At 71.8% G+C, this 19,374-nt stretch carries 22 protein-coding genes and 1 tRNA gene; 9 read left to right on the forward strand and 14 right to left on the reverse strand.

Going from position 1 to position 19,374, the window contains the following annotated elements; genetic code table 11:
- Nucleotides 1-115 precede the first annotated feature (115 nt).
- The 3 genes from ACWEJX_RS25750 (at nucleotide 116) to ACWEJX_RS25760 (ending at nucleotide 2,747) form a co-directional block, all read left to right on the forward strand.
- Nucleotides 116-691: a TerD family protein gene (locus tag ACWEJX_RS25750; RefSeq protein WP_451609773.1), complete on the forward strand. Its 576-nt coding sequence runs from the start codon at nucleotides 116-118 to the stop codon at nucleotides 689-691.
- Nucleotides 692-721: 30 nt separating this feature from the next.
- Nucleotides 722-1,870, forward strand: a complete 1,149-nt coding sequence (locus tag ACWEJX_RS25755; protein WP_451609774.1) for a DUF475 domain-containing protein — start codon at nucleotides 722-724, stop codon at nucleotides 1,868-1,870.
- Nucleotides 1,871-2,015: 145 nt separating this feature from the next.
- Nucleotides 2,016-2,747 carry a TerD family protein gene (locus ACWEJX_RS25760; RefSeq protein WP_451609775.1) on the forward strand — a complete coding sequence of 244 codons (732 nt, stop codon included), beginning with the start codon at nucleotides 2,016-2,018 and terminating at the stop codon, nucleotides 2,745-2,747.
- A gap of 28 nt (nucleotides 2,748-2,775) precedes the next feature.
- On the opposite strand, the gene ACWEJX_RS25765 is transcribed toward ACWEJX_RS25760, so the two are convergent.
- Nucleotides 2,776-3,612 carry a TerD family protein gene (locus ACWEJX_RS25765; RefSeq protein ID WP_451609776.1) on the reverse strand — a complete coding sequence of 279 codons (837 nt, stop codon included), beginning with the start codon at nucleotides 3,610-3,612 and terminating at the stop codon, nucleotides 2,776-2,778.
- Nucleotides 3,613-3,766: 154 nt separating this feature from the next.
- Between ACWEJX_RS25765 and ACWEJX_RS25770 the strand changes: the two genes are divergently transcribed.
- From ACWEJX_RS25770 to ACWEJX_RS25780, 3 genes are read left to right on the forward strand one after another with little or no spacing between them, the layout of a single operon-like run.
- Nucleotides 3,767-4,945, forward strand: a complete 1,179-nt coding sequence (locus tag ACWEJX_RS25770) for an HpcH/HpaI aldolase/citrate lyase family protein (RefSeq protein ID WP_451609777.1) — start codon at nucleotides 3,767-3,769, stop codon at nucleotides 4,943-4,945.
- A gap of 30 nt (nucleotides 4,946-4,975) precedes the next feature.
- Nucleotides 4,976-7,663, forward strand: coding sequence for a phosphoribosyltransferase (locus ACWEJX_RS25775; RefSeq protein WP_451609778.1), 2,688 nt, complete (start codon nucleotides 4,976-4,978; stop codon nucleotides 7,661-7,663).
- On the forward strand, nucleotides 7,660-8,544 hold the full coding sequence (locus ACWEJX_RS25780) for an HAD family hydrolase (RefSeq protein WP_451609779.1): 885 nt from the start codon (nucleotides 7,660-7,662) through the stop codon (nucleotides 8,542-8,544). Before ACWEJX_RS25775 ends, ACWEJX_RS25780 begins: the two co-directional genes overlap by 4 nt.
- On the opposite strand, the gene ACWEJX_RS25785 is transcribed toward ACWEJX_RS25780, so the two are convergent.
- Complete coding sequence (locus tag ACWEJX_RS25785; RefSeq protein WP_451609780.1) at nucleotides 8,507-9,139, reverse strand: DedA family protein; 633 nt, start codon at nucleotides 9,137-9,139, stop codon at nucleotides 8,507-8,509. The genes ACWEJX_RS25780 and ACWEJX_RS25785 overlap by 38 nt on opposite strands.
- A gap of 199 nt (nucleotides 9,140-9,338) precedes the next feature.
- Here ACWEJX_RS25785 and ACWEJX_RS25790 point away from each other — a divergent pair, with 199 nt between their 5' ends.
- Nucleotides 9,339-10,451, forward strand: a complete 1,113-nt coding sequence (locus tag ACWEJX_RS25790; protein ID WP_451609781.1) for a sensor histidine kinase — start codon at nucleotides 9,339-9,341, stop codon at nucleotides 10,449-10,451.
- Nucleotides 10,451-11,104: a response regulator transcription factor gene (locus ACWEJX_RS25795; RefSeq protein WP_451609782.1), complete on the forward strand. Its 654-nt coding sequence runs from the start codon at nucleotides 10,451-10,453 to the stop codon at nucleotides 11,102-11,104. The genes ACWEJX_RS25790 and ACWEJX_RS25795 overlap by 1 nt, the downstream gene beginning before the upstream one ends.
- A 12-nt stretch (nucleotides 11,105-11,116) precedes the next feature.
- Here the strand turns inward: ACWEJX_RS25795 and ACWEJX_RS25800 are convergent, their stop codons facing one another.
- Together ACWEJX_RS25800 and ACWEJX_RS25805 are read right to left on the reverse strand one after the other, a co-directional pair.
- Nucleotides 11,117-11,332, reverse strand: coding sequence for an FmdB family zinc ribbon protein (locus tag ACWEJX_RS25800; protein WP_451609783.1), 216 nt, complete (start codon nucleotides 11,330-11,332; stop codon nucleotides 11,117-11,119).
- Nucleotides 11,333-11,365: 33 nt separating this feature from the next.
- The gene (locus ACWEJX_RS25805) at nucleotides 11,366-12,727 is read right to left on the reverse strand and encodes a hypothetical protein (protein WP_451609784.1); all 1,362 of its coding nucleotides are present in this window, start codon (nucleotides 12,725-12,727) and stop codon (nucleotides 11,366-11,368) included.
- Nucleotides 12,728-12,888: 161 nt separating this feature from the next.
- Between ACWEJX_RS25805 and ACWEJX_RS25810 the strand changes: the two genes are divergently transcribed.
- A tRNA-Val gene (locus ACWEJX_RS25810) sits at nucleotides 12,889-12,963 on the forward strand.
- A 100-nt stretch (nucleotides 12,964-13,063) separates the two neighbouring features.
- Here ACWEJX_RS25810 and ACWEJX_RS25815 read toward each other — a convergent pair.
- The 10 genes from ACWEJX_RS25815 to ACWEJX_RS25860 form a co-directional block, all read right to left on the reverse strand.
- Nucleotides 13,064-14,200, reverse strand: coding sequence for a tyrosine-type recombinase/integrase (locus tag ACWEJX_RS25815; RefSeq protein WP_451609785.1), 1,137 nt, complete (start codon nucleotides 14,198-14,200; stop codon nucleotides 13,064-13,066).
- Nucleotides 14,200-14,409: an excisionase family DNA-binding protein gene (locus ACWEJX_RS25820; RefSeq protein ID WP_341623205.1), complete on the reverse strand. Its 210-nt coding sequence runs from the start codon at nucleotides 14,407-14,409 to the stop codon at nucleotides 14,200-14,202. Before ACWEJX_RS25820 ends, ACWEJX_RS25815 begins: the two co-directional genes overlap by 1 nt.
- On the reverse strand, nucleotides 14,406-15,800 hold the full coding sequence (repSA, locus tag ACWEJX_RS25825; RefSeq protein ID WP_451609822.1) for a replication initiator protein RepSA: 1,395 nt from the start codon (nucleotides 15,798-15,800) through the stop codon (nucleotides 14,406-14,408). Before repSA ends, ACWEJX_RS25820 begins: the two co-directional genes overlap by 4 nt.
- A 90-nt stretch (nucleotides 15,801-15,890) precedes the next feature.
- Complete coding sequence (locus ACWEJX_RS25830; protein WP_451609786.1) at nucleotides 15,891-16,235, reverse strand: SpdD-like protein; 345 nt, start codon at nucleotides 16,233-16,235, stop codon at nucleotides 15,891-15,893.
- An 11-nt stretch (nucleotides 16,236-16,246) separates the two neighbouring features.
- On the reverse strand, nucleotides 16,247-16,405 hold the full coding sequence (locus tag ACWEJX_RS25835; protein WP_389343805.1) for a hypothetical protein: 159 nt from the start codon (nucleotides 16,403-16,405) through the stop codon (nucleotides 16,247-16,249).
- Nucleotides 16,406-16,443: 38 nt separating this feature from the next.
- Complete coding sequence (locus tag ACWEJX_RS25840; RefSeq protein WP_451609787.1) at nucleotides 16,444-16,635, reverse strand: mobile element transfer protein; 192 nt, start codon at nucleotides 16,633-16,635, stop codon at nucleotides 16,444-16,446.
- Nucleotides 16,636-16,638: 3 nt separating this feature from the next.
- Nucleotides 16,639-16,815: a hypothetical protein gene (locus tag ACWEJX_RS25845; RefSeq protein ID WP_451609788.1), complete on the reverse strand. Its 177-nt coding sequence runs from the start codon at nucleotides 16,813-16,815 to the stop codon at nucleotides 16,639-16,641.
- A 14-nt stretch (nucleotides 16,816-16,829) separates the two neighbouring features.
- A complete protein-coding gene (locus ACWEJX_RS25850; protein WP_451609789.1) occupies nucleotides 16,830-17,498 on the reverse strand; it encodes a DUF2637 domain-containing protein in 669 nt (222 codons plus the stop codon).
- A gap of 82 nt (nucleotides 17,499-17,580) precedes the next feature.
- Nucleotides 17,581-18,936: an FtsK/SpoIIIE domain-containing protein gene (locus tag ACWEJX_RS25855; RefSeq protein ID WP_451609790.1), complete on the reverse strand. Its 1,356-nt coding sequence runs from the start codon at nucleotides 18,934-18,936 to the stop codon at nucleotides 17,581-17,583.
- Nucleotides 18,937-18,939: 3 nt separating this feature from the next.
- Nucleotides 18,940-19,284: an SCO3933 family regulatory protein gene (locus ACWEJX_RS25860; protein ID WP_451609791.1), complete on the reverse strand. Its 345-nt coding sequence runs from the start codon at nucleotides 19,282-19,284 to the stop codon at nucleotides 18,940-18,942.
- Nucleotides 19,285-19,374: the final 90 nt, after the last annotated feature.

Genomic DNA, 19,374 nt, shown 5'->3' on the forward strand with positions numbered 1-19,374 from the left:
CCGGCCGCCAGCCCCCTCCGCGCGCCGCACCTCCGTGCGGCGCCGGACGTGCCTCATCGTGCGACCGGGCTCCGCCGGGCCGCATTCGCAGAACCCTCGGGGAGGAACCACCGTCATGGGCGTCACGCTCGCCAAGGGAGGCAATGTCTCCCTCTCCAAGGCCGCACCCAACCTCACCCAGGTGCTGGTGGGTCTCGGCTGGGACGCGCGCTCCACCACCGGAGCCCCGTTCGACCTCGACGCCAGCGCTCTGCTGTGCCAGTCGGGCCGGGTGCTCGGCGACGAGTACTTCGTGTTCTACAACAACCTCAGGAGCCCCGAGGGCTCCGTCGAACACACCGGCGACAACCTCACCGGCGAGGGTGAGGGCGACGACGAGTCGCTGATCGTGGACCTCACCCGGGTTCCCGACGCCTGCGACAAGATCGTCTTCCCGGTCTCGATCCACGAGGCCGACCTCCGCGGTCAGTCCTTCGGCCAGGTCAGCAACGCCTTCATCCGGGTCGTGAACCAGGCCGACGGCCAGGAACTCGCGCGCTACGACCTCTCCGAGGACGCCTCCACCGAGACCGCGATGATCTTCGGCGAGCTCTACCGCTACAACGGCGAATGGAAGTTCCGGGCGGTCGGCCAGGGGTACGCGTCCGGACTTCGGGGCATCGCTCTAGACTTCGGGGTCAACGTTTCGTAAAGCCGCGTAAATATCACGATGGGGTAGACAGTGATTCTGAAAACCTTCGGCTGGTCGTTCGCGATCACCGCCCTCGGCCTCGCCGCCGCGGTGCTCTACGGGGGGTGGGAGGCTTTCGGGGTCGTCGCGATCCTCTGCATCCTCGAGATCTCGCTCTCCTTCGACAACGCGGTGGTCAACGCCGGAATCCTGAAGAAGATGAACGCCTTCTGGCAGAAGATCTTCCTCACGGTCGGTGTGCTCATCGCGGTCTTCGGCATGCGGCTGGTCTTCCCCGTCGTGATCGTCGCGATCAGCGCCAAGATCGGCCCGATCGAGGCCGTCGACCTGGCCCTCAACGACGCCGACAAGTACCAGCAGCTCGTCACCGACGCCCACCCGTCGATCGCCGCCTTCGGTGGCATGTTCCTGCTGATGATCTTCCTCGACTTCATCTTCGAGGACCGTGACATCCAGTGGCTGCGCTGGATCGAGCGCCCGCTGGCCAAGCTCGGCAAGGTCGACATGCTGTCGGTCTGCATCGCGCTGATCGCCCTGCTCGTCACCTCGATGACCTTCGCCACCCAGGCCCACCAGCACGGCGGCATGCACGTCGACAAGGCGCAGACGGTGCTCGTCTCCGGCATCGCCGGCCTCATCACGTACCTCGTCGTCGGCGGTCTCTCCGGCTACTTCGAGAACAAGCTGGAGGAGGAAGAGGAGGCCGAGCACGAGGCCGAGGAAGAGGCCAAGCGCTCCGGCAAGAAGGTTTCGGCAGTCGTGCTGGCCGGCAAGGCCGCCTTCTTCATGTTCCTCTACCTGGAGGTCCTCGACGCCTCCTTCTCCTTCGACGGAGTCATCGGCGCCTTCGCCATCACCAACGACATCGTCCTGATGGCCCTCGGCCTCGGCGTCGGCGCCATGTACGTCCGCTCGCTGACCGTCTACCTGGTCCGCCAGGGCACCCTCGACGACTACGTCTACCTGGAGCACGGCGCCCACTACGCGATCGGCGCCCTCGCCGTCCTGCTCCTGGTCACCATCCAGTACGAGATCAACGAGGTCATCACCGGCCTCGTCGGCGTCGTCCTCATCGCCTGGTCCTTCTGGTCCTCCGTCCGCCGCAACAAGGCGCTCGCGGCGGCCGAGGGAAAAGCTGACGCCTCGGACGACAAGGCCGAGGTGACTTCCGGGGTGTGACGCCCCCGAGAATGAGGAACGCTTCACTGGGGCGGTCGGGTCACCCGGCCGCCCCGCGGCATGTTCGGAGCGGCATGTCCAGAGCGGCATGTCCAGCGCGTTGTGACGACAGTCGGCAGATGACGACAGTGGGGGGTGGGGGCCCGTGGGCTTCTTCGACAATCTCTTCCCGGGCCGGGACCCGTTCGACTCCGGCGGCGCCGCCGCGAACTCCATCGACCTGACCCGCCGCCACCCCACGGTCTCCCTCACCAAGCAGGGCGCCGCCACTGGCAACCTCCGGGTCAACCTCTCCTGGCGGATGCGCACCTCCGACATCGAGGGCCCCCGTCACTCCACGAGCCTGCTGCGCCACCCCCTCAAGCTCTTCAAGCCCGAGGAGGTCCAGGCCCACACCCAGGGCGTGGTCAACGTCGACCTCGACCTCGGCTGCCTCTACGAGCTGACCGACGGCAGCAAGGGCGTGATCCAGCCACTCGGCAACTTCTTCGGCGAGCTGAACGAGCCGCCGTACGTGAAGCTCAGCGGCGACGACCGGTTCGGCGCGCCCTCCGGCGAGACGATCTTCGTCAACCTCGACCACCGCGACGAGATCAAGCGCCTGCTGTTCTTCGTCTACATCTACGACCAGACCCCGGCCTTCGACCGCACCCACGCCAAGGTCACGCTCTACCCGAGCAACGGCCCGCGCATCGAGATCGAACTCGACGAGCGCGCCCCGCAGGCCCGCTCCTGCGCCGTCTTCACCGTCGACAACGTCAAGGGCGAGCTGATGGTGCGGCGCGAGGTGCGTTTCGTGTACGGCTTCCAGGCCGAGCTGGACCGGCTGTACGGCTGGGGCATGCAGTGGGGCCGGGGCTTCAAGACGAAGACCTGACCCGGCCTGCCGAGAGCGTGTCGCCGTGTCAGCGACCGACGAACTGCGGCCCCATCGGCGGCATCCGGAACTCCGGGGCCGCGTGCGGATAGCCGTACGCGGGAGCGGGCGCCGGCGCGCCCGTGGGCTGCGGATACCCGTACGCCGGGGGCTGCGCCGGAACCGGGGGAGCGGGTGGAGCGGTGGGCTGCGGCGGTACGGCCGGGGTGTGGACGACCGTCGCGTCGGGGTCGTGCGCGGGGGTGGGAGCCGGGGCGGGGGCGGGAGCGGTGGCCGGGGCCTCGGGCGCGTCGGCGGCGGCCTCCACGCCGTCGTCGACCGACACCCCGAAGTCGGTGGCCAGGCCGACCAGACCGGTCGGGTAGCCCTGCCCCACCGCCCGGAACTTCCAGCCGTCCCCGCGCCGGTACAGCTCGCCGCAGATGATCGCCGTCTCCTCGCCGGTCTCGGCCGACACGTCGAACACCGCGAGCGGCTCGCCGCCCGCCGCGCCCGGAGCCGCGTCGAACACGAGGATCCGCAGGTCGGAGACGGACCGGAAGGTGCCGCCGTCCGAGGAGGCCGCGATCACCACCCGGTCGACCGAGGCGTCCAGACCGCCCAGATCGGCCTCCACGGGATCGGTCAGCCCCTCGGGCTCCCGCTTCTTCGCGAGCCGCCGCACCATCCCGGAGGGGTGCCGGGGCTGGTTGTAGAAGACGAAGTCCTCGTCGGAGCGGACGCGCCCGTCCACCCCGAGCAGCAGGGCCGACGCGTCCACGTCGGGCACCCCGGGGCCGGGGGTCCAGCGGAGCACGGCCCGTACGGCCGCGGTGTCGAGAGGGACGTTGGAGCCCTTCAGCATCGCGTGCGTCATGCCCGTCATCTTCCCTGCCCGCCCGCCATCCGGACAACGCGGGGGGCCGGAAGCGGACGAGTTACCTGAACTTCACGCACGGGGGGAACTGAGGACACCCTCTCCTACGTACTATTACCGGCCACATGTCGTCAGCGGCCGCGAGCCCAGTCGGGGGATATATATGCGTCATTTCGGGCACATTCCGGCCGCCACCCGGGCCGGACTGTTCCACCAGGAGCCGGCCGAGTTCACGGCCGACTCCCCCGCGCGCACCCTCGCCGCGGCCCTCGGCGCCACGCTCTACAGCCCCGCCACCCGACCCCGGCTCGCCGCCGACATCCGCAAGCAGGCGGCCCGTGGAGTCGTCTCCATGGTCCTCTGCCTGGAGGACTCCATCAGCGACGCGGACGTGGCGGCGGGCGAGGACAACCTGGTCCGCCAGTTCGCCGAACTGTCCGCCGACGAGGCCGGCGCCGCCGCCGCGGACCTGCCCCTGCTCTTCGTCCGGGTCCGCGAGCCGCGCCAGATCACCGACCTGGTCGCCCGGTTCGGCGCGAGCGTCCGGCTGCTGTCCGGATTCGTACTACCCAAGTTCACCGAGACCCGTGGCCGGCCCTTCCTCGAAGCGCTCACCGCCGCCGAGCAGAGCTGCGGCCGCCGCCTCTTCGCCATGCCCGTCCTGGAGTCCCCCGAACTGCTCCACCTGGAGACCCGGGTCGAGACCCTGGCCGGAATCGCCTCCCTCACCGACAAGTACCGCGAGCGGATCCTCGCGCTCCGCCTCGGCGTGACCGACTTCTGCTCCCACTACGGGCTGCGCCGCTCGCCCGACATGACCGCGTACGACGTCCAGATCGTCTCCGCCGTCATCGGCGACGTCGTCAACGTCCTCGGCCGCTCCGACGGCACCGGCTTCACCATCACCGGACCCGTGTGGGAGTACTTCCGGCCCGGCGAGCGCATGTTCAAGCCCCAGCTGCGCCGCAGCCCCTTCCTGGAGGGCCGCGCCGAGGACCTGCGCACCGCGCTCATCGAGCACGACCTCGACGGACTGCTCCGCGAGATCGAGCTCGATCGCGCCAACGGCCTACTCGGCAAGACCTGCATCCACCCCAGCCATGTGGTGCCGGTGCACGCGCTGTCCGTGGTCACCCACGAGGAGTTCAGCGACGCGCAGGACATCCTGCGGCCGGAACGCGACGGTGGCGGGGTGCTCCGCTCCGCGTACACGAACAAGATGAACGAGGTGAAGCCGCACCGCGCCTGGGCCGAGCGCACCCTCAGGCGCGCCGAGGTCTTCGGCGTGGCCCGCGAGGACGTCGGCTTCGTGGAGCTGCTCACCGCCGGCCTCGCCGCATAGCGACCGGCACGGGAAAGGAAGACGAACGACGTGGTGTGGACCGGAACGTGGGTCGCGGAGCGACTGGGCGTCGAACTGGTCGGTGACGAACAGTTGCGTGACCTGCTGGGCCTGGCGCTGCGCCGCAACCCCAAGCGGGCGCACCTGCTCGTCTCCAACGTCCTGGGCAAGCACGTGCCCCAGCGGCCCTCCGTGGTCCGCGACGCCGGGCACGACCTGGGTGTGCGGGTACGACGGCTGCTCGGCGACACCGAGGCGGCCCGCGCGGTCGTCCTCGGCTACGCGGAGACCGCCACCGGCCTCGGCCACAGCGTCGCCGACGGCCTCGCCCTCGCCCCCTACCTCCACTCCACCCGCCGCCCCGTCCCGGGCGTCGCCCCCGCCGGCGGCTTCGAGGAGTCCCACTCCCACGCCACCTCCCACCTCCTCCTCCCCGAGAACCCCGCCCTCCTCGCCGCCCCCGGCCCCCTCGTGCTCGTCGACGACGAGTTCTCCACCGGCAACACCGTCCTCAACACCATCCGCGCCCTCCACGCCCGCTACCCGCGCGACCGCTACGTCATCGTCGCCCTCGTCGACATGCGCGCCCCGGCCGACCGCGCCCGCCTGACGTCCTTCGCGACGGAACTCGGCGCCCGGGTCGACCTGATCACCCTGGCAGCGGGCACGGTGGACCTGCCCGAGGGCGTCCTGGCGAAGGGCCAGGAGCTGGTGGCGCGGCACGAGGCGAACGCGGCGCCGCGGGACGCGAAGGGCACCGCGCAGGAGGGGCCGGCGCCATCGCCGACCCACGCCGGACAGGGGCGGGCAGCCGCCCCGCCCGCTGCTCCGCGCACGCCTCGCCCCACGCCCCTCCGCGTCGATCTCGACTGGCCCGCCGGCGTTCCCGACGGCGGGCGGCACGGCTTCACGCCCGAGCACCGGGACCGCCTGGAGGCGGCGCTGCCCGCTATGGCGGCGCGGATCGGCGAGGCACTGCCGGGCCCCGGGCAGGGCGGGCGCGTCCTGGTCCTCGGCTTCGAGGAGCTCATGTACGCACCCCTGCGCCTCGCCGGCGAGCTGGAGGCGGCCGGGCACGACGTGCGGTACTCGACGACGACCCGCTCGCCCGTCCTCGCCGTCGACGATCCCGGGTACGCGATACGGACCCGGCTCGTCTTCCCCGCGCACGACGCGCCCGCCGACGGGCCGGGGGAGCGGTACGCGTACAACGTCGCCGGCAACGGTTTCGACGCGGTCGTGGCCGTCGTCGACTCGGTCGGCGACACGCCCGAGCTGCACGCGCCGGACGGACTGCTCGCGCAGCTCGCCGCGCACGTGCCGCACGTCGTGCTGGCCGTCGTGCCCTCCCACGTACCCGCGACTCCGGCGGAACCGGCAGCACCCGCGACTCCGCCCACTCCCACGACTTCCGCGATACGCGCTGTATCCGCGATACGCGCTGCTTCCGCGACACGCGCTGCTTCCGCGACACGCGCTGTATCCGCGACGCGCTCTGTATCCGCGACGCGCGCTGCTTCCGCGACACCCGCTACTCCCGCGACTCACGATGCTCCTGGAAGGAGCTCCATGCTGTCCGAGCCCCTGCGCGGCCCCGCGTTCTCCTCGTACGCGCCGGAGGAGGTGGGCTGGCTGCTCCAGGACCTGTCGGACGTACGGCTCGAGGCGCCGACCGAGGAGCGCGAGGAGGCGATCCAGAGCGGCGGAGCGCACTACGCGGAGTCGCTGCCGGTGGAGTACCAGCCGAGCGAGGCGTACCAGGAGCTGTTCCGCACCGCGCTGGAGAGCTCGGCGTCCCGTATCGCCCGGGCCGTCGGCACGGTCACCGAGACCGTGCTCGCCGAGCGGTCGCCGCGCCCGGTCCTGGTCTCGCTGGCCCGGGCAGGAACGCCCGTCGGGGTGCTGATGCGCCGGTGGGCGCGGCACCGGCACGGGCTCGACCTGCCGCACTACGCGGTGTCGATCGTGCGCGGCCGCGGCATCGACGCCAACGCGCTGCGCTGGCTGGCCGAGCACCACGACCCGACCGACGTGGTGTTCGTCGACGGCTGGACCGGCAAGGGCGCGATCACCCGCGAACTGGCCGAAGCGGTGAACGACTTCGCCGGCTCCGGGTTCGACCCGGAGATCGCGGTGCTCGCCGACCCCGGCTCCTGCGTCCGCACCTACGGCACCCGTGAGGACTTCCTCATCCCCTCCGCCTGCCTCAACTCCACCGTCTCCGGCCTGATATCGCGCACCGTCCTGCGCGCCGACCTCGTCGGCCCGCACGATTTCCACGGCGCGAAGTTCTACCGCGAGCTGGCCGGCGCCGACGTCTCCGGCGCCTTCCTCGACGCCGTCGCCGCCCGCTTCGACGAGGTCGCGGCGGCCGTCGACGCCGACGTGAAGGAGCTGCTCGCCGCCGACCGCACCCCCACCTGGGAAGGCTGGGCGGCCGTCGAGCGGATCAGCGAGGAGTACGGCATCCACGACGTCAACCTGGTCAAGCCGGGCGTCGGCGAGACGACCAGGGTGCTGCTGCGCCGCGTGCCGTGGAAGATCCTGGCCAAGCGGGGCGCGGGCGCCGACCTGGCACACGTACGGCTGCTGGCCGAGCAGCGCGGCGTACCGGTCGAGGAGGTCGACGAACTGCCGTACAGCTGCGTCGGACTGATCCACCCCAGGTACACGCGCGGGGCGACCGGCGCCGACGGCAAGGCGGTGGCGTCCCAGTGACCGGCACCGTGAACACGAAGGTCCTCGTCGCCAGCGACCTCGACCGCACCCTCATCTACTCCAGCGCGGCCCTCGCCCTCGGCATGCCCGACCCGCAGGCCCCCCGCCTGCTCTGCGTCGAGGTCCACGAGTCCAAGCCGCTCTCGTACGTCACCGAGCACGCCGCCGCCCAGCTGCGCGAACTCGCCGCCGAGACGGTCTTCGTGCCGACCACCACCCGCACCCGCAAGCAGTACCAGCGCATCCGCCTGCTCGGCGCCGGCGCGCCCCCGCCGACGTACGCGATCTGCGCCAACGGCGGTCACCTCCTCGTCGACGGGGTCTCCGACCCCGACTGGCACACCGAGGTGCTCCGCCGGGTCGCGGAGGCGTGCGCCCCGCTCGCCGAGGTCCGGGCACACCTCGCCGCCACCACCGACCCGTCCTGGGTGCGCAAGCACCGCGTCGCCGAGGACCTGTTCGCCTACCTCGTCGTCGAGCGCGAGCGGCTCCCGGAGGAGTGGCTGGCCGGCTTCACCGCATGGGCGGACGAGCGCGGCTGGACGGTCTCGCTCCAGGGCCGGAAGGTGTACGCGGTGCCGAAGCCGCTCACCAAGAGCGCGGCCGTGCGTGAGGTCGCCCGCCGCACCGGCGCCACCCTCACCCTCGCCGCCGGCGACTCCCTCCTCGACGCCGACCTGCTCCTCGCCGCCGACCGCGCCTGGCGCCCGGGCCACGGCGAACTCGCCGACTCGGACTGGACCGCACCGCACGTGGAGGCACTGACCGAGCGCGGCGTGGCGGCGGGCGAGGAGATCCTCCGCCGCTTCCGCGCGGCGGCGCGGGACCAGGCGTCGTCGCGGTTCAGCGCCGGGCCCGGCGCGCTCCCGGACCCGGCCTGAACGTCCGTACGAGACGCACGGCGACGAACATCGCCATCGCCGCGAGCGCCATGAGGAGCACCGCCTTCGAGTAGACCGAGACGTAGTCCGTGACCTGCTCCCAGTTCTCGCCGAGGACGTACCCGGCGAGGACGAAGACGGTGTTCCACAGCGCGCTGCCCAGTGTGGTGAGGGCCAGGAAAAGGGGCAGCCGCATCCGCTCGACCCCGGCGGGCACCGAGATCAGGCTGCGGAAGATCGGCACCATGCGACCCAGCAGCACCGCCTTGGTGCCGTGCCGGGCGAACCACGTCTCCGTCCGCTCGATGTCCGCGACCTTCACCAGCGGCAGCCGCGCGGCGATCGCGAGCACCCGATCCCGCCCGAACAGCGCCCCCACCCCGTACAGCGCGAGCGCGCCGAGCACCGAGCCGGCCGTGGTCCACAGCAGCGCGGCGAGCAGGTTCATCCGCCCCGTGGAGGCGGCGAAGCCGGCGAGCGGCAGGATGACCTCGCTCGGGATGGGCGGGAAGAGGTTCTCGAGGGCGACGGCGACGCCCGCGCCGGGCGCGCCGAGGGTGTCCATGAGGCTGTTGATCCAGGTCTCCATGTTCATGCCTTCCACGCTAGGAAGCGGCACGGCGCGGGGGACTGCTGCCGTCCGCAGGGAACGGTGCGGTTTTCCGCAGGGTGCGGACGGCGCGGGCCCGCTAGCGTGGCTGATCATGAAGAGGCTTCGGGGTACGAGGGCGCCTGTGGCGGGGCTCGGGACGGCGCCCGCGGCGGGGCTGCAGAGGGGGCACGCGGCAGGGCTTGTGACGGGGCCCGCGAGGGGGCTCGCCCTCGCGGCCGGGCTCGCGCTCGGGGCCCTGCTCGTGGTCCTGGAGATGGCGGCCGGCCTCCTCTCGCTTCCGCTCGCGGTCCGGCCGGGCGGGCGGCGCGCGGCGGCCGGGGCGGTGGACCGGCTCGTACGGGCGGAGCGGTGGCGGCTCGACCGGCTCCTCGGCGTTCGCATACCGCCCTACGCCCACCCGCGCACCGTCCCGTACCTCCTCTCCCGCTGGCCGGTCGGCCTCCTGGGCGCGGTGGTCCTCGGGTGCGCGGCGGCCGGCCTCGGGTATCTCGCCTTCGCGCTCGCCGGCTGGCTCCTCGTCGACATCCGGCAGCCGCTGCCGGTCGCCCTCGGCGGCCTGGGCGGGCTGCTCCTGCTCTTCCTGTCCGTCCAAGGACTCGGTCACGTCGCGAAGATGGAGGGCGAGTTGGCGCTGCGCATGCTCGGGCCGCGCCAGGCCGACGCGCTCGAGGCCCGGATCGCCGAACTCGCCGCGAGCCGCGCCGAGATCATGGACGTCGTCCACGAGGAGCGCCGCCGCATCGAACGCGACCTACACGACGGCGTGCAGCAGCGGCTCGTCGCCCTCGGCATGCTCATCGGCCGCGCCCGCCGCGGCCAGGACCCCGAGCGAGCCGCCGAGTTGCTGCTCCAGGCCCACGAGGAGAGCCGGCGGGCGCTCGCCGAACTCCGCGAGGTGGCCTGGCGGGTGCACCCGGCGATCCTCGACCAGGCCGGTCTGCGGACGGCTCTCGAGGCGGTCGTGGAGCGCAGCCCGCTGCCGGTGCGCCTCGGGTACGCCGTGCCGGGCCCGCTGCCCAAGTCCGTGGAGGCCGCCGCGTACTTCGTCGTCGCGGAAGCGGTGACGAACGTCGTCAAGCATGCCGGGGCAGGCCTGGTGCACGTTCAAGTGAACGAGAGGGACGGGGTGTTGGACATACGAGTACGGGACGACGGTGCGGGCGGCGCGGACCCCGGCCGGGGCAGCGGCCTCGCGGGCCTCGCGAGCCGGGTGGCGGCGCTCGACGGACGCTTCACGGTCGACAGCCCGCCGGGCGGCCCGACGGTGATCGGGGCGGAGCTGCCGTGCGGGTGATGCTCGCAGAGGACTCGACCTTGTTGCGGGAGGGGCTCGTACGGCTCCTGGCCGAGGAGGGCCACGAGGTGCGGGCCGCCGTCGGCACCGCCGTCGAACTCCTCGCGGCCGTCGCGGCCGACCCGCCGGAGGTCGTCGTCGCCGATGTGCGCATGCCGCCCGGCCACACGGACGAGGGGCTGCGCGCGGCGATCGAGATCCGGGCACGGTGGCCGGAGGTGGGGGTGCTGGTGCTGTCGCAGTACGTGGAGAAGCGGTACGCGACCGAGCTGCTGACGGGCGCGACGGAGGGGCCCGGCACGGGCGGCGTGGGCTATCTGCTGAAGGACCGCGTGGCGCAGGTCGACGAGTTCCTGGACGCCCTGGACCGGGTGGGGGAGGGGCGCACCGCCTTCGACCCGGAGGTCGTGCGCCGCCTCCTCGTCCGCTCCTCCCACACCGACCCGCTGGCCCGGCTCACCCCGCGCGAGAGCGAGGTCCTGGCGGCGATGGCGCAGGGCCACACGAACGCGACGGTGGCGGCCCTGCTCCATGTGTCGCAGAGCGCGGTGGAGAAACACATCAACGCGATCTTCGACAAGCTCGAGCTGACGGGCCGGAGCGAGGGCTACAGCAAGCGGGTGCTGGCGGTGCTGAGGTACCTGGGAAGCTAGGGCCTGCCGGGGCTAGCCGCAGCAGCCCCCGCCACAGCAGCCGCCTCCGCCGCCTCCGCCGGAGGGCTTGTTCTGCGCGGCCGTGCCGCCGACGGCGACGGCCGAGAGCAGCTTGACGGTGTCGTCGTGCCCGGAGGGGCAGGCGGCGGGGGCGGCGGACTCGGCCATGGGGCGGCTGAGCTCGAAGGTGTCGCCGCAGGTCCGGCAGCGGTACTCGTAACGAGGCATGGCCACAGGTTACGGCCTGCCGTGGCCCGCCGGTCAGGGCTTGGCGCGCTCCTCGCGGATCTGCTCGACGACCCGGGCGGCGGTCGCGCGGATCGCCTCCAGTTCGGTGAGGAAGGCCCAGTAGTCGGGGTGCCGGCCAGTGTCGAGCATGCCGACGGCCCGGTCGATGCGGGCCACGGCCTCGTCGAGCGGTCCTGCGTGCCGCGGCTCGGGTGTGGTGCGGCCGGACATGGCGAGGCGCTGGGCGTCGCGTACGGCGAAGCGGGTGCGGTCGATCTCGTCGTGCGGGTCCTTGGCGACCGCGTTCAGCCGCCGCAGCCGCTCGCCGGCGGCCGCGACGCCCTCGTCGGCGGTGTTGAGCAGGGCGCGGACGGTGGAGAGCAGCGAGGTCGCGTCGGGCCACCGCTGCTCGTCGCGGGCCTTCGCCGCCTCGGCGAGCCGCTCCTCGGCCTGCCGGGCGGCGGTGCCGGCCTGCTCGGGCACGTGCTGGAGGTCCTGCCAGCAGGCGGCGGAGAAGCGGCGGCGCAGCTCGGACAGAACGGGCTCGACGCCGGCGGCGCGGGTGGCGAGGGCCTGGGCGCGGGTACGGAGGGAGACAAGGCGTTTGTCGATCTCGGCGGCCCGCTCGGGCACCTGCTCGGCCTCGGCCCGCACGGCCTCGGCCTCGCGGAGCACCTGGTCCGCGCGCTGCAGGGTCTCGGCGACGCCGTGCCGGCCGGCGCCCTCGTTGAGCCGGGTGAGCTCGGGGCCGAGCCGGGCGAGCCGGGCGGCGAGGTCGTCGGCGCGGAACCCGCCCTCCCGCACCGCGTCGAGAGCACCGCTCGCGTTCCGGAGCGCCTGTCGCGCCCGCTCGACGGCGGGCGCCAGCCGGGCCAGCTGGGTCTCGGCCCGCCCGAGCAGCGGCGCGAGCCCCTGCTCGAACCGGTCCAGCTCCCCCTTGACCCGTACCAGCTCGTCCCTGGCCTTCTCCATGTCCGCCCGGGCCCGCCCGGCGGCCGCCGCGTCCAGCTCGTCGCGGTCCAGGTCATGGCTGTCGACGGCGGTGATGTACGCGCCACTGACCTCGTCGATCCGCCGCCCCAGCGCCGCGAAGCCCTCGACCGCGCGGCGCGCCTCCGCCGAGTCGTCGACCGCGGTGATCGTCTCGATCGAGATCCGCAGCCCCCGCTGCGCGGTGTCCAGCTCGTAGAACGCGGCCGCAGCGGCGTCCTTGGCCGCCTGCGCCGCCGCCCGCCGCCCCTCGTCCCGCCCCCCGAACCAACGCCGCCCCCCGCCCCCGCCCCCGGCGAATGCGTGCGGCACCACGGCGGCCACGACCAGCGGCAACGCGACGACCAGCCCGAACACCCCGGAGTTCCCGCGCGTCGCCCCACCCCTGCCCACGGTCGCCGCCACGTTCCCTCTCCCGCGCTCTCTCAGCCGCCCTGCCCGGACCGCTACATTCTCCCACCCACCCTGGACGAACACACGACCCCACCGGTTGCCCCACCCCCCACCCCAGCCACCGGTTTGCCGCACCCACCGGTCCGCCATGTACGCTGTTGCTTCACTTCCACGGGTGCGTAGCTCAGGGGTAGAGCGCTGCTCTTACAAAGCAGATGTCGGCGGTTCGAAACCGTCCGCGCCCACCAGTAGGTAGATAGACAAAGGCCCAGGCCACCGGTACTGAACCGGGAACCTGGGCCTTGTTCTTCCCCCAGCCGCGAGAGCGGTGGAGAGGCGTCGTGCCACTTACGTGCCAGATGCCTCGCCGGGCTCTGTCGGCCGGACCTTCCTGATCTGCTCGTCGACATGGGCGGCGATGGCCTGGTCACGACCGTTCACCAGGTGCTGATAGATCAACGCGGCCCGCACCGACGAGTGCCCCATCCGCTGCATCAGCTCCCGCGTCGTGGCGCCACCGGTCGCGGCGAGGGTGTTACCGGTGTGGCGCAGATCGTGGAAGTGGACGTCGCGGAGGCCGGCGGTCTTCAGGGCTTTCAACCACAGCCGGCGGAAGTTGTTCCGCCGCAGCTGCCCACCGCGGGCTCCGGTGAAGACCAGCCCGGTCCGACCCGGCTCAGCGTAGACGGCGAGATGAGTCGCCAAGGCTTCCGCGAGCGAGGCCGGAAAGGCAACGGTGCGCACACCGGCCGCGCTCTTGGGCGTCTTGACCAGGATGCCGTCCGTCCGGGTCTCGGCCAGGGAACGCCGCACGGCGACGGTTTGTCGTTCGATGTCGACGTCGTGGCGCTGAAGCGCGGCGAGCTCCCCGAAGCGGAGCCCGGTGAAGGCCGCCAGCAGGATGAACACCCGGAAGCGCGCCGGCACGGCGTCAGCGAGCTGGAAGACCTCGGCGACGTCGAGGAACGGCCGCTCAGCCGTCTTGGCCACTCCGGCGCCCTTGATGCGACAGGGGTTGCGCTGGATCAGCTCGTCGTCGACTGCGGTGTTCATGATGGCGCGGAGGATCTGGTACGCCTTGGCGACCGTCGGCTCACCGACACCCGCCTCCAGGAGGCCGGCACGCCAACGGCGGATCTGGGGTGTGGTGATCTCACTTAGGACCACGTCCGCGAAGGTTGGCAGGACGTGAAGTCGCAGCGCGCTGCCGTTACGTTCGCGGGTGGTCGCCGCGTATTCGCGTTCCTTGAACCAGGCGTCGGCGTACACCCCGAAGAGAACCTTGTCGTCAGGGTTCTTCCATTTGCCGTCGAGGATCTCCGCTTCCTTGCGGACGAGCCATCGATCGGCATCGGTCTGCGAGGCAAACGTCTCGGGGGCCGATCGCGTGATCCCGTCGGGCCCCTGATAACGAGCCTGGAACCGTCCGGAGGGCAGCTTGCGCACGGCACCGAAGCGTCGCCGCTTTCCCTTGCTGTTCGCCATTAGGCCACCGCCGCGAATCGGCGACGAGTGGTGATCGGCTGGACGGTGTGGGCGACGACGAATTCCTCCAAGGCCCGTTCAGGGATGCGGACATGCCGCCCCACCTTGACGAAAACGATCCGGCGCTCGGCGATGAGTCGACGCGGAAACCTCTCGGTGGTGCCGAGGAGTTCGGCGGCCTGGCCCACGGTCAGCAGTCGGTCGGTCATGCGGTTGCTCCTTCCAGGGCGAGTTGGTCGCGTAGGGCTTCGCGGGCGGTCTCACGGTTGAGCTGGATGTCTCGGGCGATAGAGACGGCGAGGGCGGCCTCGCCGGGGGAGTGGCCCTGGCCGGCGTAGGACCAGGAGGTGAGGACGAGGACGGTGTCCGGCTCGATGGCGTCGAGGCCGCGGGCGGCGCGTTCCTGGGCGGCGCGGTAGTCGGCGCGGGTCTGGCGGAGTTCGCTCAGGGTGGTGGAGTACCGCCGGGACTTGGTGGAGAAGTGGCCCCGGAAGCCGAGCATGTGGGCCCAGGCCAGGAGCCGGCGGTCCGGGTAGAGCGGGTCGAGGTCGAAGCAGGCTTCGACGAGGCGGCGGGTGTGGTCGGGAACGCCGAGGAGGACCAGGGCCTCACGGTTGCCGATGCGGCGGTCGAGACTGCCGGTGGTCTCGGCGGCTTTGGTGGCGTACTTGGCGATGTACGAGGCGACAGCCTGTTCGGTGATGTCGGAGCCGTCGCCGAACGCCTTCACGGGGCGGATGTCGAGCTGGGTGCCCCAGCGGAGGCGACGTAACGGCTGGTCGCCGGTGGCGGGGACGGTGATGGTTGTGTACGCGTGGGTGGCGGCGGCCCGGATGGCGTCGGTGAGGCATTCGGTGGTCGCCCACGACGGCGGCGGGGAGTCGGGGCCGTCCGGGCCGTCGATGCGGACGACGGCATGAAAGTGGACGGCGCCGCGCTTCTGGAACTCGGCAACCTTCCCGTACGAGATCCGGGCGACCTTCTTCAGCTCCCTCTGCGAGAGGCCGGCCGCGGCGGCGATCTCCCGGCGGAGTCGATTCGTGAACCGCTGCCAGAGCTGCCCGGCATGGTTGTTGAAGAGGACGGCGGCAGCGTAGTCGTACGACTCGGGGTCGAGCGGGGTGCCGAGGGCGGCGTCGTCCTCGGCGTGGCGGGTGCCGCAGCGGCAGGGCCAGGTGCCGGGGCGGTTGTGAACCGGGCCGAAGGACGGGGCGGTGAGGGTGAGGAAGACGCGGGGGTGTTCGCGGACGGTGGCGGGGATGTCCCGGCGGTCGTCTCCGGCGAGGCCGGCGCGGATGAGGTGGTACGTGTCGCCCGCGTACGTCCACGCGCAGGCGGGGCAGCGGGAGGCCCGGCGGTTGCCGCAGGCGATCCGGAGCCGTCCGCCCGGTTCGGTGTCGGTGGAGTACCGGTGGAGGGTCTCGCCGGTCGTCTTGTCCCGGGTGATGGTCCAGCCGGTGAGGTGGATGGGGTGGGAGCAGCCGCCGGTGCGGTGGATCTGCTCGCGCCAGCGGTCGAAGCCGGGGGACCCGGCCACCCGGAGCATTTCGCTCAGGGTGGCGGTGTCCAGACCAGCCGACGCGGTGGCCGGATCGGTCATCATGGGGCGGTTCCTTCTGGTTCTGCGAACTGGGCAGGAGCGGGGCTTCCGGGCGGCGGAGACTTGGCGGTTGAGCCGCCCGGGGGCCGACTAGCGGTGCCGCTGCTGGCCGTTGAGGAGCGAGCGCAGGACGACGGCGCAGACGGCGACGGAAGCGGCGGTGACGGCGACGGCGAGCAGCATGGAGACCAGGACCGCGCCGACGACGAGGACGGCTCCGGCGCCACCGGCGACGGCCACAGCCAGGCCGGCCGGAGTGAGACGCATGGCGTAGGACTGCGCCGGGACCGGAGCAGGGGCCGGGGCGTGGTGGTGGTTGCAGACCGCGGCGTGGGTGGTGTGGTGGGGCTCGATGTCGCCGGTGGCGGTCGGCTGGACGAGCGGGGTGACGATGCCGGTCGGGAGCGGGTTGACCGGGATGCGCGGCCGGAACATGACGGTTCTCCCTACTTGTTGATCGTGCTGTCGATGAGTGGGGCGAGGACGCTGTCGGCGAGGAGGTAGCCGCCGAGGAGGATCACGGCGACGAGCCACCAGGGCGGGCGGATGAGCTTGATGCCGAGGCCGCCGACGACGATCAGGGCGAGCCAGAGCGGGACTTCCATGACGCAGAGCTCCTTCGTGGTCTTCGAGGTCTTCGCGGTCAGCGGGGCTTGCAGCGGTGGGTGCGGGCGGCGAGCTGGGCGGCCGAGGAGCTGGAGTAGTCGGCGGACCAGCCGCAGCCGTCGGACGTGCACACGGCGGCGTACTTGGTGCGGCCGTGGCGGTCGCGGTGGGTGCCGATCTGCACCGGACCGATCCGCATCACGGAGTGGAAGTGGTCACGAGCGGCCATCGCTCAGCTCTCCCCGGTGAAGTCGTCGGCGTGGTCGATGAGCCACTGACGGATCTCGGCCGACTCGAACTCGTCGGCGGCGGTGATCACCGGCTCGGCGGTGGCCATGGCCTCCACCAGGCGGTTCTTTCGGGTCAGCTCGGCGGCGCGCTCCAAGGCGTGCCGGGTCGAATCGCGCATGGTCGATCTCCTTCTCAGACGAGTTGGGCGGCGATGGCGTCGGCCAATGGGGCAGGGACGCCGAGGCGAGCGCGCAGGGTGCCGGTGTCGATCCGGGCGCCGGTGCGGGCGTGGTGGTCGTCTGCGACCTTCCGGGCGTGAGCGACCAGCGCGGCTGGTACGGGCACCGTCGGTGCAGGCGCGGGGACGGTTTCGATGGCGGGCAGTGCTTCCGCCGGGTCAGGCTCGGTCGCAGGCTCCGCCTGCGCGCCCTGTTCAGTGACCTCCGATGCTGCGGGTGCCGCCCCTTCCGACACCGACACCAGCGCAGGGCTGGGGGAGTGGACGAGGAGGGTGCCGCCGAGGAACGCGAGGGCGGGCCAGCCTGCGACGAGGATGCGCAGCCAGGCGGGTACGTGGCCGAGGTCGAGGAGGCCGGCGGTGGCGACGTTCGCACCGAGTGACGCGGCCAGGGCGACGGTGAACCAGGTCCAGGCCGAGCGGGCGGGCACACCGGCGGCCCGCGAGGTCCGCAGCCGGTGCCATGCGGCGACGAGCAGGAGGTCCACGGAGACCGGGTAGGCCCACGCCTTCCAACCGGCCTGTCCGGCAGCCGCAGCCAGGTCGTGAAGGTGGGCGAAGGACAGGGCGCCAGCGATTACGGCTTGTACGAGGACTGCGTCCGGTCGTCGCATGGGACGCATCGCGGGTCCTCCTTCCGGTTTTGGGCATGGGCGGGGTAGGGACTTGGCGTGAGGCGGTCACGCCGCCGTGGAGCGGGGGGAGTCAGGCGATCGCCGGAGCCGTGACGGGCGAGGGCGCCGCGGCTTTGCCCAGAGGCGGCAGGACGGGCCGGAAGGCGTCCAGCGCGGGGATCTCCGGCGTGCGGTGGGCGTGGGAGTTCGCGATGTTCACGGCCCGCCGGAGCGTGAGGTGGGGAGTCCGGATGCGGACCCAACCACCGGAAGAGTCGCCGGCGACGGCAGTGCCGGGGCGGTCGGTGCGGATCTGGATCGTGGCGAGCACGGCGTCCGGGGCGATGTCGCCGAAGGCCATGTTGGCGCTGGTCTCGTCATTGACGCGGTGAGCGGTGCGGCCGGTGAGCTGGGCGCGGAGCATGGTGATGCCCTTGCCGAGCTCGGAGCCGAAGCGCTGCCCGCAGATTTCCAGGTAGATGCCGGCGGCGCGGCCGAGCTGTGCGAGCCGGACCAGGGCGGTGATGATCCGGTCGCGGCGCTTCTCTTCCTCCTTCGTGGCATAGAGGGCGAGTTCGGCGACCTCGTCGACCAGGAGCACGATCGGGGTCGGTCGCAGGTGTTCGGGCAGGTCCCAGATGTCGGAGGTGATCTCCGCGTCCGGCAGGTCCGCGCTCAACCTCTGCTCGCGGCGGATCAGTTGATAGACCTCTTCCATGTGCTCGACGAGCGCGTCGAGGAGGTCGGCGGCGGCATTGGGGTTGTCGGCCAAGGCGGTGAACCGCCGTGCAAGCGGAGCGAGTTCAACTCCCTGCTTGCAGTCGATCCCGACGAGGGCGACGTCCAGTGCGGCGAGCGCGGCGACGAGATTGCGCTGATAGACGGACTTGCCGGACTGGGTGGCGCCGATGTTCAGCGCATGCGGAGTCTGCCGGTAGTCGCGGCAATAGACCTCTCCGTCTTCCCGCATGGCGACCGGAACCCGCATCACTCCGCCACGGGCGGCCGCGGGCATCTGCACCCGCTTGAGGACGTCGTAGCCGGTCATCCGCAGTTCGACCACGCCCGAGCGGATCTCCCGTGCGGTGACGTTCTGCATGACGAACGAGTGCCGGAGCCGGTCCGACGCGGCCGAGAAGTCGAACGCGTCCTGACCGGGCCGCAGCTTCACCCGCAGAACCAGTCCCGTACGCGTCGGCCGCAGCCGCAGGATCCGGGGCGCCCGCGACTCGGGGATGGGCCGGCCGGTCATCCGGGCCAGCGCCAGGCGCCAGCGCGAGGGCGGGAGGGTCAGCCCGCACGCGTCCATGACCGACGCGTACCGGGCGAGGATCCGCACGATGGCGAAGACGACGCCGAAGCTCATCCAGTACCAGGCCGGTCGCTGCCACCGGAGCAGCAGCGCGGCCGTGGCGACCAGGGCGAGCGTGACCGTTAATCCGGTCATAGGTCAGCCGACCTTCGCGGGCGCGAGCGAGGTGACGGCGACGGCGCGGAAGCTGATGCCGTGGCGCTTCTGGCCGTTGAACTCGTTCTCCCACGGCCGGGCGACGACGCCAGTGAGGGCGACCGGGGTGCCCATGGCGAGCTCCTCGGAGATGCCGGTCTTCGGCACCGTCAGGTTCAGGATCTCGGCGTTGCCGTCCATGACGAACATGACGTCGACCGTCATGAGCGGGGCACCGGTGTCGCGGTCGGTGGCGATCTCACCGGTCTGGCGGTTCGCGATCTTCGGGGCCGGGGGCTGGGCCACCATCACCATCGCGGCGGACGTGTCGACGGGGATCTGACGCACAGTGGATCACTCCTCTATAGAGGCTGGACTCATTCACTCCTGTATAGGAGTGACATGAAGAAGAGTGCACCACTCCTGTACATGAGTCAA

The organism is Streptomyces sp. NPDC004788, assembly GCF_053601115.1.

What these genes read in the sequence shown, in the direction of transcription:
- ACWEJX_RS25750 (WP_451609773.1), top strand. Translation starts at nt 116, where the DNA reads ATGGGCGTCACGCTCGCCAAGGGAGGCAATGTCTCCCTCTCCAAGGCC.
- ACWEJX_RS25765 (WP_451609776.1), bottom strand. Translation starts at nt 3,612, where the DNA reads ATGACGGGCATGACGCACGCGATGCTGAAGGGCTCCAACGTCCCTCTC.
- ACWEJX_RS25770 (WP_451609777.1), top strand. Translation starts at nt 3,767, where the DNA reads ATGCGTCATTTCGGGCACATTCCGGCCGCCACCCGGGCCGGACTGTTC.
- ACWEJX_RS25785 (WP_451609780.1), bottom strand. Translation starts at nt 9,139, where the DNA reads ATGAACATGGAGACCTGGATCAACAGCCTCATGGACACCCTCGGCGCG.
- ACWEJX_RS25795 (WP_451609782.1), top strand. Translation starts at nt 10,451, where the DNA reads ATGCTCGCAGAGGACTCGACCTTGTTGCGGGAGGGGCTCGTACGGCTC.
- ACWEJX_RS25800 (WP_451609783.1), bottom strand. Translation starts at nt 11,332, where the DNA reads ATGCCTCGTTACGAGTACCGCTGCCGGACCTGCGGCGACACCTTCGAG.
- ACWEJX_RS25815 (WP_451609785.1), bottom strand. Translation starts at nt 14,200, where the DNA reads ATGGCGAACAGCAAGGGAAAGCGGCGACGCTTCGGTGCCGTGCGCAAG.
- ACWEJX_RS25820 (WP_341623205.1), bottom strand. Translation starts at nt 14,409, where the DNA reads ATGACCGACCGACTGCTGACCGTGGGCCAGGCCGCCGAACTCCTCGGC.
- repSA (WP_451609822.1), bottom strand. Translation starts at nt 15,800, where the DNA reads ATGACCGATCCGGCCACCGCGTCGGCTGGTCTGGACACCGCCACCCTG.
- ACWEJX_RS25830 (WP_451609786.1), bottom strand. Translation starts at nt 16,235, where the DNA reads ATGTTCCGGCCGCGCATCCCGGTCAACCCGCTCCCGACCGGCATCGTC.
- ACWEJX_RS25835 (WP_389343805.1), bottom strand. Translation starts at nt 16,405, where the DNA reads ATGGAAGTCCCGCTCTGGCTCGCCCTGATCGTCGTCGGCGGCCTCGGC.
- ACWEJX_RS25840 (WP_451609787.1), bottom strand. Translation starts at nt 16,635, where the DNA reads ATGGCCGCTCGTGACCACTTCCACTCCGTGATGCGGATCGGTCCGGTG.
- ACWEJX_RS25845 (WP_451609788.1), bottom strand. Translation starts at nt 16,815, where the DNA reads ATGCGCGATTCGACCCGGCACGCCTTGGAGCGCGCCGCCGAGCTGACC.
- ACWEJX_RS25850 (WP_451609789.1), bottom strand. Translation starts at nt 17,498, where the DNA reads ATGCGTCCCATGCGACGACCGGACGCAGTCCTCGTACAAGCCGTAATC.
- ACWEJX_RS25855 (WP_451609790.1), bottom strand. Translation starts at nt 18,936, where the DNA reads ATGACCGGATTAACGGTCACGCTCGCCCTGGTCGCCACGGCCGCGCTG.